Genomic DNA, 18,600 nt, shown 5'->3' on the forward strand with positions numbered 1-18,600 from the left:
GGCTCCGCGCGCCGGGACCGGCGCGCGGAGTGGTGCGCGGAGTGGTGCAGGGGAGATCCGGCGGTGCTGCTGGTCAGAGCAGCTGCCAGAGGTGGTCGTCGGTGCCGTTGTCGTCGTACTGCACGACATGGGCGCTGTCGGCGAGGGACATCAGATCCACGCCGAGCACCTTGTCCGAGTGCCGGTTGCGGATGCGGTACCAGCCTCCGCCGTTCGGCACGAGCTGCCAGAGGTGGTCGTCGGTGTCGCTGTCGTCGAACTGGACGACGTGCGCGCTGTCGGCCGTGGACATCAGGTCGACGCCGAGCACCTTGCCGGAGTGCTGGTTGCGGATGCGGTACCAGCCGTCGCCGTTGGCGACCAGCCGCCACAGGTGGTCGTCGGTGCCGGTGTCGCCGAACTGCACCACGTGGGCGCTGTTCGCGGTCGACATCCCGTCGACGCCGAGCACCTTGCCCGAGTTCTTGTTGGCGATCCGGTACCACCGGTCCGCCAGCCAGGGAGCCGCCTCCGGCGCGGCCGTCGGGAAGGACGTGATCCGCAGCCGTGCCGCTCCCATCGGGACGAGGGTGACCTGCTCGATGGGCTCGGTGCTGCGCGCCGGGCTCTGCTGGAGCGGCGCCACCACGTGCTCGTCGTCCGCGCTCCACTCGGGGATGCGGCGGGCGCGCGCGGTCAGCGTGAGCGGGGTGCCCTCCAGGGTGAAGGGGTTCGAGCCGGCCGCCAGCCGGGCGGACCGCTCACGCGCACGGGCGCGCGGGGCCGCGGTGGCCTGGGGCAGCGCGCCGTCCAGCACCAGCCCGTAGTTCCACGGGGTGGTCGCGTGCACCGCGTACTCCGGGAACTGGTCGGTGCCGCCGATGCGTTCGTAACTCTCGCCGATCCGGAGCGAGTACGTGAGCGGTCCGCGGTCGATGCTCACCGAACCGTGGTTCTCCGCCCAGGTGCGTACGGTGGTCTGCTGCGGGAAGCGGAGCGTGACCTTGTCGCCGTTCTTCCAGGTGCGGTCGACGCGGGTGAAGGCCGGACCGGCGGGGGCGGTGACGCGCTGCCCGTTGACCCTGATCTCCGGCGCGGTGCACCAGGCCGGGACGCGCAGCACCAGCGGGAACCTGAGCTGCTTCGGGGTTTTGAGGGTGAGCGTGACCGTGTCCGTGAAGGGGTAGTCGGTCTCCTCGGTGATCGTGACCCGGGTGCCGTCCGCGACCGTCGCCGTCACCTCGCTGGCCGCGTACATCGCCGCCGCCAGACCGCCGTCGGGCGTGGCGAGCCAGAGCTCCTCCAGGAAGTACGGCCAGCCCATGCCGTAGTTGTGCGGGCAGCAGCGGTACTGGTCCACGCCCGGGAGGTACGCCTGCATCGCGAAGCCGTTCTGGAACTGCCGGTCCCGCTTGGGCTCGTTGTCCAGGTCGACGCTGTTGGCGCTGGTGATGTAGTGGATCGCCCTGCCCGAGGGGTCGAGCGAGGCGGGCAGCGAGTTGAACGCCAGGTCCTCGCAACGGTCCGCCCACAGCGGGTCGCCCGTGATCCGGGTGAGCAGCTGGTGGCTCGCCATGAACTCCACGATGCCGCAGGTCTCGAACCCCTGCCGGGGATCGCCGTGCCCGGCGCGGGCGTTCTCGTCGCCGGCGATGCCGCCGCCGGGGAACTGCCCGTACTGGCCCATCGCCTTGGCGTACGTACCGTACGTGTCCTTGGTGTCCTGCGCCGAGCCGCTGCGCAGGGCGTACTGGGCCGGCTCGCGGAAGCCCTGCGCGATGTTGACGTTGTGCGGGTTGACCAGGTTGTCGCCCCAGTCGGCGCCGTTCTGGTGGATCTTGTCGGCGAGGTCGAGCAGGAAGGTGTCGCCGGTCCGGTTGAACAGCCAGAAGACGCTGTCCAGCCCGTCACCCCAACGCAGCGCGATCCAGCTGGTGTTGAAGGCGCCCGGGCCCTGGGCGTTCATGTACCGGAAGAACCGGCTGAGGAAGGGGATCACCCGGGTGTCGCCGCTGTACTCCTGCCAGGAGCGCAGCGCCTGGACCAGCGGGAGGAAGGGCCAGAAGTCCGGGCCGCCGTTGAGCGAGGTACGCAGCGCCTTGGGACCGAAGAACCCGTCCGACTGCTGCGTGGTGAGGATCGCGTCGATCCAGCGCCGGGTCGCGGCGAGCGCCTTCGCGTCGCCGGTGACGATCGCCAGGTCGGTGTATCCCCGCAGCCAGTACGGGACTTCCTCCCAGCCGCCCTGATCGGTGTGCACCCAGCCGGACGTGTCGAAGTCGAGGAAGTGCGAGAACTCCTCGTAACGCCCGCAGAGGCCGTCCAGCTGGAGTTGGAGCTGGCCGGCGAGCCAGCCCCGTGCCTTGACCTGGCCGGGCGGCAGCTTCAGGAACGCGGTCGGGTGCAGCGGGGCGGCGTTCGGGGCGTAATGGCCGCCCCGCGCCACCGGCGCCGCGTGACCCGCCGCGGTCGCGGTGGTGGCCCAGCGGCCCATGGCGGCGGTCGAAGCGGCGGTGACCAGGGCGCTGGTCATGAAGTGCCGACGGTTCAGGGGCATGTGGAAGCTCCACTTCTGCTCTGCGGCAGCCTCGATCCGCGCCCTGGTGCGACGACGTGGGCGCATGGCGAAGAAGGCTGCCGCGTTCCGGTGCGGTGGTGCGACAACTTCTATGCAACGTTGGAAAAGTGATGTCGGCGGTATGACAGCACGCCGTCAAGCCGGTGTCCAGAGATCGCGCAGCGGTTGGTGCGGGGCCGGCGCGTGGTGCCGGGGTGCGGTGTCCGGGGCGGGGTGCCGCCCGGTCCGGCGGAAAACGGATGGAGGCGACGGCAGGCACGGTGATGGGATGGGGCGATGAGGCGCGACGAGACGGCGGACGTGGACCGGGGGCGGTACCGGGACGCGGTGACGCCCTGGGAGAGCGGTACGTGGCGGCAGTCCGCCCTGGCATGGGTGGAGGCTGCGCTCGCGGCGCACGGCCTGCGCGATGCGGGTGGGCGATCGGTGCGGCTGCGGCCGTGGTCCGTCCTGGTGCGGATTCCCGTCGAGGGACACGGCGCCGTGTTCTTCAAGGCTTCCCCGCCCGCGGGTGCCTTCGAAGCGGGGCTGACAGAAGCCCTGTCGCGCCGGATCCCCGGGCGTGTGCTGGAGCCGATCGCCGTCGACGCCGAGCGGGGGTGGTCGCTCCTGCCGGACGGTGGTCCCCTCTTCCGCGACGAACTGGAACGCGGCGCCGCGGGTTTGCCGGAGTGGGAAGCCATGCTGCGGCAATACGCCGAGGCTCAGCGGGAATTGACCCCGTTCGCCGAGGAAATGCAATCACTCGGTGTTCCGGATTCGACCGTGGCCGTCCTTCCGGAGATCTTCGACAGGATCACCGCGGAGAACTCCGTTCTGGGGCAGGCCGACCGCACCGCGTTGCGGGATCTCCGTCCCCGTCTCGTCGACTGGTGTGCGGAGCTCGCGAGCTTCGGGATCGCCGGAACACTCGACCATTCCGACCTGCACGACGGCCAGTCGTTCATGCCGGAACCGGGCCGCTTCGTCTTCTTCGACTGGGGTGACGCGGCCATTGCGCACCCCTTCTGCAGCCTCCTCGTTCCCGGGCGCACGGCCCGCGAGCGGTACGGCCCCGAGGCGCTGCCGCGCCTGCGCGACGCCTACCTGGAACCGTGGACGGGAACCGGCCACACCGCCGCTGAGCTGCGACGATCCGTCAGCCTGGCGTGGCGGCTCGGAGCGATCGGCCGGGCCTGCTCCTGGGGCCGGCTCTTCCCGGGCGCGTCGGAGGGCACGGGCGGCCTCGGAGACGCGGACGGGGCGCGTTGGTTGCGGGAATTGCTCACCGAGCCGCCTCTTTGACGGAGGACGGAGGACGGAGGGGGGGAACGACCGGGCCGACAGGCGGCAGGCTGCGCCGGGCGCGGTGGGAATGCGCGAGATTTCGCGGATTCCTCTGAGCCCGCTCGAGTTCCTTTCGCCATGGCACGGAAATTCGCCGGACCGATGAGACCGCACTTCGAGTGGTCCAGTGGCGGCGCGCGTCGGGGCCCCCTGGCGCTGCGGCCGGTACCGCGCCTTTTCAGGAGGTCCGGCGCCGAGTGGTGGAGGAGCGGGGCGTCTGCGTGTCCTGATGTGCGAGGTGGGCGTCCATGGTGGCGTTCAGGTCGGCCATGAATTCCTCGAACCGTTCCAGGAGCTGGGGCGGGTACTGCGCCATCGTGGCGTCGAGGCGTTCGGCGAGCGGGCCGAAGAACTCGTCCGCGCGTTCCTGGATGTGCCCGCCGCTGCGCAGGGTCACGACGCGGCGGTCGGAGTGCTCGCGGGCGCGGGTGATGTGCCCCGCCGCTTCGAGACGGTTCAGCAGCGCGGTGGTGGCTCCCGTGGAGAGGGAGATCCGCTCGCTCAGGCGGGCGGGCGACAGGGGAGTGCCGCGCTCCTCGGCGGCGGCGATCTCCAGGACCGCGGTCGCGTCGGTGGAGTGCAGGCCGAGCCGGGCGGCGAAGCGGCGGCCGAGTTCGGTGTAGTGGCCGCCGTAGGCCCGCAGGGATTCCATCAGCCGCTCGCGCCGCTCCGCGACGCCGTCGTTCACGGCTTCCTCCATGTCGGCCCCTCCGCCTTTCCCTCGTGCCCGTGCGGTCCGCGCGGCCGCTTTTGACAACCTACCGCCCCCAACTTTACCTTCACGGTGGAATTACTTCACCATGGAGGTATCTGGCATGGGCAATCCCCCCACCACCCCCGACGGACCGACCGAGCCCTACCGGTGGCGATGGCTGATCCTGGTGGCGATGCTCGTCGCGGAGATCATGGACCTCCTCGACGCCTCGATCGTCAACGTCGCCGGACCGGACCTGGAGAGGTCCCTCGGCGCCGGCTCCGTCGGCCTGCAGTGGGTGATCGGCGGCTACGCCCTCACCCTGGGCGCCGGGCTGATCCTCGGCGGCCGGCTCGGTGACCGTTACGGCCGGCGCCGGATGTTCCTGATCGGCCTGACCGCCTTCACCGCGAGCTCGCTGCTGTGCGCCGCCGCGCCCAGCATCGAGTCGCTGATCACCTTCCGGCTGCTGCAGGGCGCCGCCGGGGCCATGCTCCTGCCCCAGGGCCTGGGCCTGCTGCGGGAGAACTTCTCCGGCGCCGAGCTCACCAAGGTCTTCGGGATCTTCGGCCCCGTCCTGGGCCTGGGCGGCATCATCGGCCCGGTCCTCGGCGGCTTCCTCATCGAGGGCGACTTCTTCGGCCTGGGCTGGAGGGCGGTGTTCCTGGTCAACCTGCCCATCGGCATCGCGGCACTGATCGTCGCCGCGAGGTTCGTACCGAAGAAGGCGGGCGATCGCTCCGTGCGGGTCGACACGCCGGGCGCGGCCCTGGTGGCGGTGTCCTGCGCCCTGCTCGTCCTGCCGCTGAACCAGGGCCAGGAGAGCGGCTGGCCGCTGTGGACGTGGCTGTCCATGGCCGCCGCGGTGATCGGGTTCGCCCTGTTCGCCGTGGAGCAGCGCCGGGCGGCGGCGGCCGAGGGCCGCGAACCTCTGGTGACCCCGGGGCTGCTGCGCAAGCCCGCCTTCACCGTCGGACTCGGCGGCATCGCGTTGTTCTTCGGCGGGCTGGTCGGCACCCAGCTCGTGCTGACCCTCTACCTCCAGATCGGCCGGCACTTCACCGCCGGCGAAGCGGGACTCGGCAACCTGCCGCTCGCGGTGGGGACCGCGATCGGCGGGGCCGTCAGCGGCGCGTTCCTCGCCGACAGGATCGGCCGCAAGGTGCTGCAGATCGGGCCGGTCGTCCAACTCGCCGGAGCGGCGCTGCTGTGGTTCGAACTCGACGGCCTCGACGCCGCCTCGTTCTCCGTGTGGGACATCGCCCCCGGTGTGGCGGTGGCGGGCATCGGCGCCGGCATGGTGATCGCCGCCCTGTTCAGCTTCGTCCTCGCCGCGGTCGACGACGACGAGATCGGATCCGCTTCCGGCGTCCTGTCGGCGGTCCAGGCGGTCGGCGGCTCGGTCGGCGTCGCGGCCTTCGGGTCGGTGTTCTTCGACCGGGCCGGGACCGGCGACTTCACCGCCGGTTTCCACCACGCGTTGATCGTCCAGGCGTGCCTGCTGGCGGCCTTCCTCGCGATCACCTTCCTGCTGCCCGCGAAGGGCCGCCCCGAGGACGAGCAGCACGGCGTCGCCCCCGGGGAGCACGCCGAGAACGCCGACGCCCCACGCCTCGGCGTGTGACATGCGGCCTCGGCGTGTGAAACGTGCCGCTCCCACCGTGCGGACGGCGAAAACCGGCGGCCGGCACCCCGAGTTCGGGATGCCGGCCGCCGGCGTGCGCTGAAAGCCGTGGTGCGCGGGTCCGTGGGCCGCCGCCCACGGACCCGCCCTGCTCAGGAGATCAGTTCGATCTCGGCGAGGGTCGACGTGGAGTCGAGCACCAGGCGGTAGTGCTGGTAGTCGCCCGGCCGGGTCACGGAGAACACCCGGGTCTGCTGCCCGTAGGCGAAGGTCTGGCCGGACCGCTTGTCGAGGTCCTTCCAGGTCTTGCCGTCCGAGGAGCCCTGGAGCACCCAGCCCTTCGGGGCCGCGCCGGTCTTCGCCGACGTCAGGGTGTACTGGGCGGCCTTCGTCGCCTTGGCGACCGGCAGTTCGACCGTGCCGGTGGCCTCGGCCGACGTGGCGGAGGTGTCGTCGAACAGCGCGCCGTCACCCTTCAGCACGTCCTGCTTCGGCGCGGGCACCTTGTCGTCCTTGGTGAGGGAGACGGGCGCGGCGTTCTTGCCGGTGCCCCACGAGGAGGGCTTGGATCCCATGTCGAAGTCGAGCACGCCACCCTTGGCGAGGAGGTCGCTCGGCAGGCTCGTGGAGGTCCACTTCTTGCCGTTGACCTTCAGGCCCTGGATGTAGATGTTCTTCGTGCTGTTCTTCGGGGCCTTCACCGTGAGGGTGCGGCCGTTCTCCAGGTGCACGGTGGCCTTGGTGAAGAGCGGCGAACCGATCGCGTACTCGCCACTGCCCATGACCAGCGGGTAGAAGCCGAGGGAGGAGAAGAGGAACCAGCCCGACTGCTCGCCGTTGTCCTCGTCGCCGTGGTAACCCTGGCCGATCTCGCTGCCCCCGTACAGGCGGCCCAGAACCTCGCGGACCTTCTCCTGCGTCTTGGACGGCTGACCCGCGGCGTCGTACATGTACGTCACGTGGTGCGCGACCTGGTTGCTGTGGCCGTACTGGCCCATGCGCACGTCACGCGCCTCGGTCATCTCGTGGATGACGCCGCCGTACGAGCCGGTGAACTCCTGGGCCGCGGTCTCCGGGGTGGAGAAGTACGAGTCGAGCTTCTGGGCGAGACCGTCCTGGCCGCCGTACAGGTTGGCGAGGCCGCGGGTGTCCTGGACCGCGGTGAAGGCGTAGCCCCAGCCGTCGGTCTCCGTGTAGTCGTTGCCCCAGATGCGCGGGTCGTAGTCCGCGGACGGCACGCGCCAGCTGCCGTCGGCGTTCTTGCCCTGGAAGAAGCCCGCGTCGCCGTCGAAGAGCTTCACGTAGTTCTGCGCGCGGTTGAGGAAGTACTCGGACTCCTCCTTGTAGCGCTTGTTCTTCGTCTTCGCGTAGAGCGCCTTGCCCATCTGGCCGATGCCGTAGTCGTTGAGGTAGCCCTCCAGCGACCAGGAGAGACCCTCGTGCGTCGACGTGTTGGCGTAGCCGGTGAAGACCGAGGTCTCCATGCCCTTGCGGCCGACGCCCGAGGACGGCGGGGCGACGGTGGCGTTCTTCACGGCCGCGTCGTACGCCGCTTCCGCGTCGAAGTCCACGCCCTTGACGTACGCGTCCGCGAACGCCACGTCCGAGCTGGTACCGGTCATCAGGTCCGAGTAACCCGGGGACGACCAGCGGGAGATCCAGCCGCCGTCCTTGTACTGCTGCACGAACCCGTCCACCATCTCGCCGGCCTTCTTCGGCGTCAGGAAGGAGTACGCGGGCCACGTGGTGCGGTAGGTGTCCCAGAAGCCGTTGTTGACGTACACCTTGCCCTTGACGAGCTTCGCGCCGGTGTTCGTCGCGGTGTCCGTGCCGGTCTTGGAGACGAACGGGCTCGCGTAGGTGCTCACGCCCTTGACCTGCTCGAAACCGGAGTTCGGGTACAGGTACAGCCGGTACATGCTGGAGTACAGCGTGGTCAGCTGGTCCTCGGTGGCACCCTCGACCTCGACCTTGCCCAGGATGTCGTCCCAGGCGCGCTGGGCCTTCTTCTGGACCTGCTCGAAGGAGGTCGACGCCGGGATCTCCTGGGCGAGGTTGTCCTTCGCCTGGTCGACGCTGATCAGCGAGGTGGCCAGACGGAGCCCGACCTGCTTGTCCTTGCCCGCGTCGAACCGGAAGTACCCGGTCACGTTGTCGCCGCCGCCGCCCGTGAGCTTGCCGCTCGCGGTGACCTTGGAGTCGAAGACGCCGTACACGAACAGCCGGGTGGCGCCCGTGGAGCCGCCGCTCTTCACGTCGGAGTAGCCGGTGAAGGAGCTGGTGGCCGGGTCCAGCGTCAGCCCGCCCAGGTTGTTGACGTTGTCGAAGACGATGCTCGCGTCGTCACCGGGGTAGGTGAACCGCATGCGGGCCGCGTGGTCGGTCGGCGTCATCTCGGCCTTGAGGCCGTTCTCGAACTTCACGCCGTAGTACTGCGGCGTCGCCGTCTCGTTCTCGTGACGGAACGGCAGCGCACGGGCGGTCCGCGACGCGTCCGGGGTGCCGGAGGCGACGGACGGCATCAGCTGGAACGTCTGCCGGTCACCCATCCACGGGCTGGGCTCGTGGCTGGCGCTGAACGCCTGGAGGGTGGGCAGGTTGTCCGCGTTGTTGCCGCGCGCGTAGTCGTAGATCCAGTCCGTGGAACCGGCGTTGGTGACCGGGGTCCAGAAGTTGAAGCCTTCCGGCACAGCGGTCGCCGGAATGTTGTTGCCGCGCGAGAAGCTGCCGCTGGAGTTCGTGCCGCGGGTCGTCAGCGCGTAGTCCGACAGGTGCGCCTTGGGCTTCGCGGGGGCCTTCGGGGCGATCGATATGTCGTCCAGCCAGCCCTGGAACTGCGAGGGGCCGCTGTTCGAGTCGTACGCCACCAGAATCCGGTCGATGGTCTTGCCCGCGGCGACCGTGCCGATGTCCGAGGCGACCTTGTTCCACTGGTTGACGTACAGCCGCTTGGCGTCCGCCTGGCCCTGCGGGGTCAGCGCGCCGCCGTTGGTGTCGGTCGCCCCCAGCTTGCTCAGGTAGGTGCCGTCGGTGAAGGCGAGGTCCACCGAGACGTGCGTGGCCGGGTAGGCCAGGTCCGTCTTCGTCATCTGCGGGTACACCAGGTACGACAGCTGAGTCGTCCGGGTCACCGGCGTGTTGACGTCGAAGACCTTGTTGTACGAGTACGCGCGGCCCTCGTCCTTGTGGGTACCCGCGTAGCGCAGCGCCTTGGTGCCGGTGAAGCCCGCACCCGACTTCGCCGTCGGCGAGCCGGACGGGCCCTTGTCCACGATGGTGCGCATCTCGTCGGGCACCGGGGCGGAGGTGTTGCCGTCCGAGAACTGGACGTCGGCGAGCTGGATCGCGTCCGAGGCGCCGTGGTTCTTGGTGAACTCCAGGCGGAAGTGCTGGTACGCGGCCGGCTCGGCGATGTCGAACGAGCGGGTCTGGAGGCGCTCGCCGAAGGTCTCACCGGTACGCGTGTCGAGCGTCGTCCACGTCTCGCCGTCGGCGGACCCCTTGAGGACCCAGTCCTCGGGGTCGCGCTCGTCGTGGTCGTTGGCGGACGTCAGCGCGTACGTCGTGACCTTCGTGGCCTCGCTGAGGTCGAACTCGACCCAGCCGGTGGGCTTGAAGCCCAGCCACTTGGTGGCGGAGGAGACGTCGACCAGGTTCTCCTTGACCTCGCCGCCGCCCGTGTTCTCGTCGCTGGCGCGAACATCCGTCACCCGGTCGGTGACGTTGCCCGCGATGCCGCCGGAGAATCCGCCGTCGACGCCCTGCGAGAGGTCCTTGCCGTCCGGGCCGGTCTCCACGGTGCTGCGCCAGTCGGGCTGCTTCTGGTCGGCCTCGAAGGACGAGCTGAACGTCTGGTTGCCCGAGGACCCGTGGGAGCCGTTCTGCGGCACGGCGGCGAGTGAGGGGCTCGCTCCGGCCAGTACGAGGGCCGCTGCGAGCGCCGCGACGCCGTGTCTCCGACGCGAACCCGCGTGGAAACGAAGATCAAGTGGGGGCTGCATACCGAGCCATTCCTCCCCGGAGATGGTTGGACAACGTTGTCAAAGTGGGATGCGGAGACCAGTAGGGAGGTAAATGGTGCTGTGTGTCAAGGGTGTTACAGAAGAGCCGCGTGTCGAATCGGCGGCATTCAGGACAACTCGGCGTGCGATGCGGAGTCCTCGGTGCCGCATCGCGGCGCGGGGCGCGGACGAAGCGGTTGGTGTCCCGGCGATGCGGTGCTTCGGGCCGGCGGCCGGGGGTGCTGTGCGGGGAGGGTGCGGCGCGCACGGCGGTCGGTGCGACGCCCGGTGACGCACCGTCGGCCCGGCGGCGCCGAGGGGTGGGGGGCCGGACGGGTGGCCGGGGTGTGGCGCCGGTCGGGGCGTGAGCGGCGTCGTCGATGCGTTGCTTGCGCGAAGAGTGAACCCAGGCGTCTCCTCCGGCGGGCATCTCGCGAGCGCTCGTGCGCGCGCACGAGAACGGGGACCCGGCGATGAACCGGGTCCCCGTTTCCGTACGGCTGTGGTCAGCCCCGGTGCGCCTGCCGGGTCTTGCGCCAGCCGAAGGGGCCGGGCAGGTTCATGGACGTGGTGCGGCGTCCGGAACTGCTCCTGGTGCGCTTCGGGCCGTGCTTGCCGCCCGTCGTGACGGACCAGGAGTGGCGGTTGATGTTGAGACGCACGCCGGGCAGGATCTGGAAACTCTTCCGAAAAGTGAGCGGCATCGCTGTCTCCTTCTGTCAGGAGTCCTGGGCACTCCTCTGTGTGACATCCGGATAACCCGATCCGGGAGATGTACACCTCGCGCACATATGACGTGCCGTCAGTTGCCTTTTGCTACGAACGGGTTGGGGCTGGAGTGGCGGCCTGTCAGGTGAGCAGTGGGCCGAGGTGGGACGCGCGGCGGGCGGCGGACAGGAGTGCGTGGATCTGGGGGCCGGCCTGTTCGAGGTCGGTGATCGGGGTGGCGAACGGCAGTCGCTCGTCCTGATGGCTGCCGGGGAACTCCAGTCGCAGCGTCATGCCGTAGCGGTCCATCGCCAGCGGGACCGCGCGGAGCATCCCGCGCGTGGGGCGCGGGCGTACCAGGCGCACCAGGAGCGGAATCAACTCCTGGTGGCTGTCCGTGAGATGCATCAGCATGCCCGCCTCGCTGGTGGCGGTCGGGTCGAGCGGCGCCGCTTCGAGCTCCTCCATCGTCACGAAGTGCCGGCCTCCGTCGCACTCCAGGACGGCCTGCCCGAACTCCAGGCAGGTCGACGCGGGGGACTCGTCGTCGTAGGGGGCGTCCATGAGGCCGGTGAGGGTGACCCGGGCCCGCAGCCGGTCGCGTACGGAGGTGGGGGCGATGTCGGTGAGCTCCAGGCGTACGGGGATGCGCGGAGCCGAAGGCGAGAGGGTGCCGTCGTCCGGGGCATGCAGATGGACGGCCCCCATGGCGCCGCCGTCCTCGTCGAGCCGGTGGACCTCGTGGTGCCTGCCGTCGCACACCACCGTCATCGACTGGGCGGCTCGGAGGATGGACCGCACGCGCTCGGCAGGGGTCGGCTGAGTGGGTTGGCTGCTGTGTGTACGCATACCGGTGCTCCAGAGCGGTGGATTCGGGCGGACCTGAACTTAGGTATGCCTAACCTAATCACATGGGCGTTGCCGTGGTGGCAGCGGCACTCTTCCTGCCGCCCGGTAAATGGACTTCCCGCGTGAAGAACCGGGGTCGGTTGTGGAGGATTAGGGGCGGTGATGTCGGGGCAGGCGGGGTCTGCGTGGTGCGGCGGCAGTCCGCGCCGCGTGGAGGCTGGGCCGAACCCGCTACGGAACGGCCTGCGGGGGGTGCGACCTCCTGCGTGTCCAGGTACATGCCTCCGGCATGTTTACCGACGGGCTCCGACCGGGTGGAGGGTGGTTCGATCCCTCTGCCGAGAGGTGCTCGCACGGCCCTGGACCATGTGGCATTCGTCGCAAGCCGGGCAGCGCCCGGAGCGGCGAAATGATGGCTTACGCTGCGAAGAACGACCCGTATCGACGGGACGCAACTGGAGGGGATCGCCGTGGTGGCGGAACAAGACATATCGGCGAGGATCGTCACACGTCTCACCGAGGAGCGTGAATCGCTGGAAGCTGCCTGGGTGGAGGCGGTCTCGCGCACGCTCCGGGGGCGCGTCTCCCTGGCCGAGCTGGACCGTGAACTGCGCGAGCTGTACACCGCTCTGGTGGAGGCGATGCGCGTGGGCGGCCTGGACGCGCACGCCGAGGAGTTCGCCGAGGTCCGCGCGCTCCTGGGCGAGCTGTCGCGCAACCGTGCCCGCCAGGGGTTCACCCCGTCGGAGACGGCGACCAGCGTTTTCGCCTGCAAGGAGCTCCTCGCGCCGACCGTGGACACGTCGGCCACCGACATCCACGCCTACCTGCGGTTCTGCAAGCTCCTGGACGCCCTCGGCCTGTACACGATCGAGGTCTACGCCAGGGCGCGCGAGGAGATCATCAGCGCCCAGTCCGAACAGCTGATGGAACTCTCCACCCCCGTCGTGAAGCTGTGGGACGGCGTGGTCGCCGTTCCGCTCGTGGGTACGCTCGACTCGGCACGCACCCAGGTGGTGATGGAGAAGCTGCTGCAGACGCTCGTCGACACCGGCTCCGACCAGGCCATCATCGACATCACCGGTGTCCCCGCGGTGGACACCGAGGTCGCCCAGCACCTGCTCAAGACGGTCGTCGCCGCCCGGCTCATGGGCGCGGAGTGCACCATCTCCGGCATCCGCCCGCAGATCGCCCAGACCATCGTGGCGCTGGGCATCCAGTTCGGCGACATCGTCACCAAGGCGACGCTCGCGGACGCGCTGAAGCACGCGCTGCGCCGGGCCGACAACGGCCTCGCCACCTCGGGCGGCCTGGCGTGAGCGAGCGCGTACCCGTACTGAAGATCGGCGAGGTCCTCCTGGTGTCCATCCAGGTGGACCTGGAGGACCAGACCGTCCTCGATCTGCAGGACGACCTCGCCGCCCGCATCGTCGCCACGGGCGCGAGCGGCGTGGTCATCGACATCACCGCGGTGGAGATCGTCGACTCCTTCGTGGGCAGGATGCTGGCCACCACGGCGGCCATCTCGCGGATGCTCGACGCGGAGACCGTCGTCGTGGGCATGCGGCCCGCCGTCGCCATCACCCTGGTCGAGCTGGGCCTGTCACTCGGCGGCGTGCGCACGGCCCTGACCCTGGAGAAGGGGCTGGACATCCTGGCCCGCTCGGACCACCGCCGTCCGGCACGGCCGTGAGCGGGCTCCCGTCCGTTCCGGAGGGCGAGCACGAGACGGTCACGGTCGCGTCGAACGACGACGTGGTCCGCGCCCGCCAACTCGTGCGCACCCTCGCCCAGCGGTGCAAGCTGTCGCTGGTCGACCAGACGAAGCTGGTCACGGCGGCCAGTGAACTCGCCCGCAACACCCTGGTGTACGGCGGTGGCGGAGTCATGCGCACCGGGCTGGTCCGCCGCAACGGCCGCCTCGGCGTGACCGCCGTCTTCGAGGACTCCGGGCCGGGCATTCCCGACCTGGACCTCGCGCTCACCGACGGATGGACCTCCGGCGGCGGTCTCGGCCTCGGCCTCAGCGGAGCACGCCGACTGGTGGACGACTTCACCCTGGACACCGAGGTCGGCCGCGGCACCCAGATCGCGGTGACCAAATGGGCCCGCTGACCCTGCCGATGCTGGACTCGCAGGACATCGCCTGGTTCCGCGACCCCCACTCCCTGCCGGCCGCCGCGAGAGGAGCCGCGTCCACCCTGGCGCGGCGGCTCGGCTTCGACGAGCAGCGCTGCGCCGAGGTCGCCCTCGCGGTGAGCGAGGCGGCGACCAACCTGGACAGGCACGCCGTGGACGGCACCCTGCTGCTGCGCGCGGTACGTACGGCGAACGACGCGGGCGTCGAAATCGTCACCATCGACGCGGGCCCGGGCATGGCCGACGTGAGCCATTCGCTGACCGACGGCGTGTCCTCGGCCGGCACGCTCGGCATCGGGCTCGGCGCGATCACACGCCTCGCCGACTCCGTGGACATCCACTCCGTGCCGGGACGCGGAACCGTGCTGGCCGCCCGCTTCTGGACGAAGGACGCGGCCGGGCGGGCCGCGACCGCGGGGGAGCCCGTCGTCGCGGGGCTCACCCGGCCCATCACCGGCGAAGAGGCGTGCGGGGACGCCTGGGCGGCCCGGCCCGTCGGAGTCCGTGTTCCGGAGCCCCGGCCGGCACGGCGAACCACCGGACGGGAGGCGCCCAACGCCCTGGACTGGTCCGCGCTGACCGGATTCGGCAGGTCGCGCACCGACGCCCCGGCGCCGTCCGCGATGCCACGCGCGCCGAAGAACGGAGAGCAGGGGGATGACCCGTCGTCGGACGATCCCGCGCTGCTGCTCATGTTCTGCGACGGCCTCGGCCACGGGCCGCTGGCCGGCCGTGCGGCCGACGCCGCCGTCACCGCCTTCAGGGACGGCCGCGCGCAGTCCCCGGACGGCGTGATCCGGGAGATCCACACGGCGCTGCGCGGCGGACGCGGGGGAGCGGTCGCCGTCGTGCGCATCGAACCCGGTGCGCGCACCGTGTCCTTCTGCGGGGTGGGGAACGTCAGTACCTTCGTCGTCGACCCGGCCACGAACACCCGCCGCTCCCTGCTGTCCGCGCCCGGCATCGTCGGCCACCAGCTCCCGACCCTGCGTACGGTCAGCCAGGAACTTCCCCGCGACAGCGGCGTGATCATGCACTCCGACGGGCTGACCGAGCGCTGGCAGCCGGCGTCCCTGCCCGGCCTGCTGGCGCACTCCCCGCTCGTCGCCGCGGCCCAACTGCTGCGCGAGGCCGGAGTACGCCGCGACGACGCCGGAGTAGCGGTCGCGAAGGGGGCGTGGTGACGCATCCCACCGCCGGAGGCGCCGCCCCTCTGGCCACCCTCACGCTCGTCAGCGAGCAGGACATCTTCGTGCTCCGGCGCAGCGGCAAGGCGGTCGCGGAAGCCCTGGGGGTCGAACGGCAGGACCAGATACGCCTCGCCACCGCCCTCAGCGAGCTGGGCCGGGACGTCCTCGGCTCGTCCGGACTCAGGGTCACCTTCGGCACGGTGCCGGGCGGGTCACCGGTGCTGCGGGTCGCCGTTCTCTGGCGGGACGGACCAGGCCCGGGGCGCGAGTCGATCGAGGCCGCCTCCCGGCTCGTACCGACCCTGCACGACCCGGTGGGACGGGCCGTGACGATCGAACAGCAGCTCTCGGCCGGCGCCACCACCCCAGACAGTCTCCGGCGGGCCCAGGACGTCCTCGTCGCGCACCGGGGATCGACGGAGCTGGAGGACGCCCGCGCGCAGACCATCGACCTGATCGCCGCGCTGGAGGAGTCGCGGGCCCAGCGCGAGGAGCTCCGCCGCCTCAACGAAGAGCTGGAGGAGACCAACCGCGGGGTGGTGGCCCTCTACTCCGAACTGTCCGAGGAACTGGAGGAGACCAACCGCGGTGTGGTGGCCCTCTACGCCGAACTCGAAGAGAAGTCGAGTCAGCTGCGCGACGCGAGCGAGGCGAAGACCCGGTTCTGGGCCAACGTCAGCCACGAACTGCGCGCCCCGGTGAACTCCGTGGTGGGCCTGGCCCGATTGCTCCTCGACGTCGACGGAGAGAACCTCGACGAGGAGCAGCGCCGGCGGATTTCGATGATCTCGGCCTCGGGCGCCACACTCCTCGCCCTCGTCGACGAACTGCTCGACGTCGCCAAGGCCGAATCCGGACGTCTGGAACCCCACTGGGAGCCCGTCGACCTGCGCGCCACCCTCGGTCAACTGCACGGCACCCTGCGGGGGTACGCGACCGGGGAAGGCGTCACGCTCTCCGTGGCCGACCCCTACCCGGGCGCCACCCTCGTCAGCGACGAGGTCATGCTCACCCGCATCCTGCGCAACCTGCTGACCAACGGGCTCAAGTTCACCGGGGAGGGAACCGTCCGGCTCGACGTGGCGGCAGGGAACGGCGAAAGCGGCGCCGAGGTCGTCTTCACCGTGACCGACACCGGCGTCGGCATCCCGCCGGAGGAACAGCACCAGGTGTTCGAGGAGTTCTACCAGGTGCGCGGAGCGCACCAGCGCGGCCGCTCCGGGACCGGACTCGGCCTGCCCTACGCGCGGCGCCTCACCGAACTCCTCGGCGGCAGCCTCGTCCTCGTCAGCACCCCGGGACAGGGCACCGAGGTCACCGTACGGCTTCCCGCCGCTCCGACCGGAGCCCGTCCCGGGCCCGCCGGGCACCCCGCCCCCACACAGCTGGCGCTCCTCGTCACCGTCGACGACGACGAGGTCTTCCGCAGCACCCTGCGTCCCGTACTCGCGCGACTCGCCGACCGCGTCGTCGAGGTGGGCGAGGGCGGCCGGGCGGCCGACACGATCCGCCGGGAACACCCCGACGCGGTCCTGCTCGACCTGCACATGCCCGACATGGACGGCTACGACGTACTGGCGGAACTCGCGGGCGACAGCGACCTGTCCGGCATCCCGGTGATCGTCATCACCTCGGCCGCCGACGAGACGCTGGACCACGAACGCCTGACCCACGCACGGGCCGTCCTCGACAAGTCCACGCTGGACCTCGCCCGGCTGGCCGACGCGTTCGGGACCTTCCCGGAGCAGGCCCCGGCCCCGGACGAATCCCCCCACAGGGCCGAAGAAAGCGGCACGAGATGAGTCCCCACCCGCACGCGGACAGTGCGGTCGCCACGGTCATGGTTCTCGACGACAACGACACCAACCGTTACATCGTGGGAAGTTGGCTGCGCCGCGCCGGACACACGGTCGTGGAGGCCGCCGACGGTGCCGAAGGCCTCGCGCTGCTCGCGAATGCACCCGACGCACTGCTGCCCGAACTGGCGATCGTCGACGTGAAACTCCCGGACATGAGCGGATTCGAGGTGTGCGAGCAGATCAAGGCGGACCCCCGGACCGCCCATCTGCCCGTCATCCACGTCTCCGCCACGGCGATCGAGGTGAGCGACCGCACCCAGGGGCTGCACCGGGGTGCCGACGCCTACCTCACCGAACCGATCGCCCCGGACGAACTCCTGGCGACCGTCACCGCCGCCCTCCGGTACGCCCGCGCCCGCCGCCGCGCCGAGCGGCTCGCGACCCGGGTCGCCGCGCTGAACAGCAGCACCCTCGCCGTGTACGGGGCGAGGGACGGCGAGTCCTTCACCCACGCGGCGGCGGCCGGAGCCGCCGCGCTGATGTACTCGCCCGCCGTGGCCGTCGCCCTCAGTCCCGACGGCCAGACCGTCTACGTGGTGCCGCGGCAGGCCGACCGCCCCCGGGGCGCCGGAGAGCCGCCGGTCGCCCTCGCGCACGGCGACCCCCGCCTGCTGGACTTCCTGTCGGAGAAAGCCCTCGGCGACGGTACCGGCACGGAGATCGCCTTCCTGTCGGGCGCCGAGTGGAGGGAAGCCGCCTGCCGGGACGGGAACAACCACTCCGACGTCTTCCCCGACCGGGTGGCGCTGGTCCTGGCCCGCACCAAGCGGGGCCGCCCGCCGGTCGCGCTCGCCGTCGACGCCGCGACACTCGTCGGCGCCGACGACCGTGAACTCCTCTCCCAGCTCGCCCAGGCGTGTGCCCTGGCCCTTGAGGCGCTGCGCAGCCACAGCGAGGAACACGCCCTCGTGCTGGCGCTGCAGCGCACGTTCCTGCCGGACCGGCTGCCCGACGTGCCGGGTGTGGACATGGCCGTCCGCTACGAACCGGCCGCCGACCTCGCGGAGATCGGCGGCGACTTCTACGAGGCCATCGAGACCCCGGCCGGCCTGCTCCTGGCCATCGGCGACGTCGCCGGACACTCCCTCAAGGCCGCCATGATCATGGGCGAGGTACGCCACGCCCTGCGCGCGTACGCCATCGAGGGCCACGATCCGCAGACACTGCTCACCCGGCTGGACGCCCTGCTCGTCCGTCTGAGACCGGCCATCACCGTCACCGTCTGCCTGGTGCTGGTGGAGCCGGGCGGCCGGCGTGTGCACATCGCGAACGCGGGCCACATCCCGCCGCTGTTGCGACACCCCGACGGGTCCACCCGCTACCTCACCGAACACGGCCCGCTGCTCGGACTCAGCCTTCCGCACGCACCCGCCGTGCCCCACGAGGTACCCGCGGGTTCGACCCTGCTGTTGCTGACGGACGGGCTGATCGAAGTCCCGGGCGAGGACCTCGACGACAGCATGGCCGCGCTCAACCGCACCCTCGCGGTCTCCTCGCCCGAGCTGGAGGAGCTCTGCGACACCCTGCTGGACACCTTCGGCAAGGGCAAGACGGACGACATCGCGATCCTGGCGGCCCGGATCGGCGCGCCCCAGACGGCTGATGGAGGATACGGCAGCTGACGACCGGTTTCCCTCGCCGGTCCCGACCGGA

The 18,600-nt window shown here is 70.7% G+C and carries 13 protein-coding genes; 8 read left to right on the top strand and 5 right to left on the bottom strand.

What is annotated here, in order from left to right; translation table 11 throughout:
- Window positions 1-73: 73 nt before the first annotated feature.
- Window positions 74-2,536, bottom strand: coding sequence for a beta-L-arabinofuranosidase domain-containing protein (locus OG599_RS31200; RefSeq protein ID WP_327179319.1), 2,463 nt, complete (start codon window positions 2,534-2,536; stop codon window positions 74-76).
- A gap of 297 nt (window positions 2,537-2,833) precedes the next feature.
- Between OG599_RS31200 and OG599_RS31205 the strand changes: the two genes are divergently transcribed.
- Entirely contained in the window at window positions 2,834-3,841 is a 1,008-nt protein-coding gene (locus tag OG599_RS31205) for an aminoglycoside phosphotransferase family protein (protein WP_327179320.1), read from the top strand.
- A 220-nt stretch (window positions 3,842-4,061) separates the two neighbouring features.
- Here OG599_RS31205 and OG599_RS31210 read toward each other — a convergent pair whose 3' ends face one another.
- Window positions 4,062-4,583 carry a MarR family winged helix-turn-helix transcriptional regulator gene (locus OG599_RS31210; RefSeq protein WP_327179321.1) on the bottom strand — a complete coding sequence of 174 codons (522 nt, stop codon included), beginning with the start codon at window positions 4,581-4,583 and terminating at the stop codon, window positions 4,062-4,064.
- A gap of 115 nt (window positions 4,584-4,698) precedes the next feature.
- Here OG599_RS31210 and OG599_RS31215 point away from each other — a divergent pair, with 115 nt between their 5' ends.
- On the top strand, window positions 4,699-6,201 hold the full coding sequence (locus OG599_RS31215) for an MFS transporter (RefSeq protein ID WP_327179322.1): 1,503 nt from the start codon (window positions 4,699-4,701) through the stop codon (window positions 6,199-6,201).
- A gap of 152 nt (window positions 6,202-6,353) precedes the next feature.
- On the opposite strand, the gene OG599_RS31220 is transcribed toward OG599_RS31215, so the two are convergent.
- From OG599_RS31220 to OG599_RS31230, 3 genes are all read right to left on the bottom strand, one after another.
- The gene (locus OG599_RS31220) at window positions 6,354-10,202 is read right to left on the bottom strand and encodes a GH92 family glycosyl hydrolase (RefSeq protein WP_327179323.1); all 3,849 of its coding nucleotides are present in this window, start codon (window positions 10,200-10,202) and stop codon (window positions 6,354-6,356) included.
- A 506-nt stretch (window positions 10,203-10,708) separates the two neighbouring features.
- Complete coding sequence (locus tag OG599_RS31225) at window positions 10,709-10,906, bottom strand: DUF4236 domain-containing protein (protein ID WP_327179324.1); 198 nt, start codon at window positions 10,904-10,906, stop codon at window positions 10,709-10,711.
- A gap of 145 nt (window positions 10,907-11,051) precedes the next feature.
- Window positions 11,052-11,759: a DUF2470 domain-containing protein gene (locus OG599_RS31230; protein WP_327179325.1), complete on the bottom strand. Its 708-nt coding sequence runs from the start codon at window positions 11,757-11,759 to the stop codon at window positions 11,052-11,054.
- Between the two features lie 473 nt (window positions 11,760-12,232).
- On the opposite strand from OG599_RS31230, the gene OG599_RS31235 reads away from it, so the two are divergent.
- From OG599_RS31235 to OG599_RS31260, 6 genes are read left to right on the top strand one after another with little or no spacing between them, the layout of a single operon-like run.
- Window positions 12,233-13,078, top strand: coding sequence for an STAS domain-containing protein (locus tag OG599_RS31235; protein ID WP_327180255.1), 846 nt, complete (start codon window positions 12,233-12,235; stop codon window positions 13,076-13,078).
- Window positions 13,075-13,452 (top strand): STAS domain-containing protein, encoded by a 378-nt coding sequence (locus OG599_RS31240; protein WP_266714805.1) that lies wholly within the window; start codon window positions 13,075-13,077, stop codon window positions 13,450-13,452. Before OG599_RS31235 ends, OG599_RS31240 begins: the two co-directional genes overlap by 4 nt.
- Window positions 13,449-13,874 (top strand): anti-sigma regulatory factor, encoded by a 426-nt coding sequence (locus OG599_RS31245; RefSeq protein ID WP_327179326.1) that lies wholly within the window; start codon window positions 13,449-13,451, stop codon window positions 13,872-13,874. Before OG599_RS31240 ends, OG599_RS31245 begins: the two co-directional genes overlap by 4 nt.
- Window positions 13,862-15,082: an ATP-binding SpoIIE family protein phosphatase gene (locus tag OG599_RS31250; RefSeq protein WP_327179327.1), complete on the top strand. Its 1,221-nt coding sequence runs from the start codon at window positions 13,862-13,864 to the stop codon at window positions 15,080-15,082. The genes OG599_RS31245 and OG599_RS31250 overlap by 13 nt, the downstream gene beginning before the upstream one ends.
- Window positions 15,079-16,890 carry a hybrid sensor histidine kinase/response regulator gene (locus OG599_RS31255; protein ID WP_327179328.1) on the top strand — a complete coding sequence of 604 codons (1,812 nt, stop codon included), beginning with the start codon at window positions 15,079-15,081 and terminating at the stop codon, window positions 16,888-16,890. The genes OG599_RS31250 and OG599_RS31255 overlap by 4 nt, the downstream gene beginning before the upstream one ends.
- Complete coding sequence (locus OG599_RS31260) at window positions 16,887-18,569, top strand: fused response regulator/phosphatase (RefSeq protein WP_327179329.1); 1,683 nt, start codon at window positions 16,887-16,889, stop codon at window positions 18,567-18,569. Before OG599_RS31255 ends, OG599_RS31260 begins: the two co-directional genes overlap by 4 nt.
- The last annotated feature ends 31 nt before the right edge of the window (window positions 18,570-18,600 follow it).

Origin of the sequence: Streptomyces sp. NBC_01335 (assembly GCF_035953295.1) — a bacterium.
GTDB lineage: Bacteria > Actinomycetota > Actinomycetes > Streptomycetales > Streptomycetaceae > Streptomyces.

What these genes read in the sequence shown, in the direction of transcription:
- OG599_RS31200 (WP_327179319.1), bottom strand. Translation starts at nt 2,536, where the DNA reads ATGCCCCTGAACCGTCGGCACTTCATGACCAGCGCCCTGGTCACCGCC.
- OG599_RS31205 (WP_327179320.1), top strand. Translation starts at nt 2,834, where the DNA reads ATGAGGCGCGACGAGACGGCGGACGTGGACCGGGGGCGGTACCGGGAC.
- OG599_RS31210 (WP_327179321.1), bottom strand. Translation starts at nt 4,583, where the DNA reads ATGGAGGAAGCCGTGAACGACGGCGTCGCGGAGCGGCGCGAGCGGCTG.
- OG599_RS31215 (WP_327179322.1), top strand. Translation starts at nt 4,699, where the DNA reads ATGGGCAATCCCCCCACCACCCCCGACGGACCGACCGAGCCCTACCGG.
- OG599_RS31220 (WP_327179323.1), bottom strand. Translation starts at nt 10,202, where the DNA reads ATGCAGCCCCCACTTGATCTTCGTTTCCACGCGGGTTCGCGTCGGAGA.
- OG599_RS31225 (WP_327179324.1), bottom strand. Translation starts at nt 10,906, where the DNA reads ATGCCGCTCACTTTTCGGAAGAGTTTCCAGATCCTGCCCGGCGTGCGT.
- OG599_RS31230 (WP_327179325.1), bottom strand. Translation starts at nt 11,759, where the DNA reads ATGCGTACACACAGCAGCCAACCCACTCAGCCGACCCCTGCCGAGCGC.
- OG599_RS31250 (WP_327179327.1), top strand. Translation starts at nt 13,862, where the DNA reads ATGGGCCCGCTGACCCTGCCGATGCTGGACTCGCAGGACATCGCCTGG.
- OG599_RS31260 (WP_327179329.1), top strand. Translation starts at nt 16,887, where the DNA reads ATGAGTCCCCACCCGCACGCGGACAGTGCGGTCGCCACGGTCATGGTT.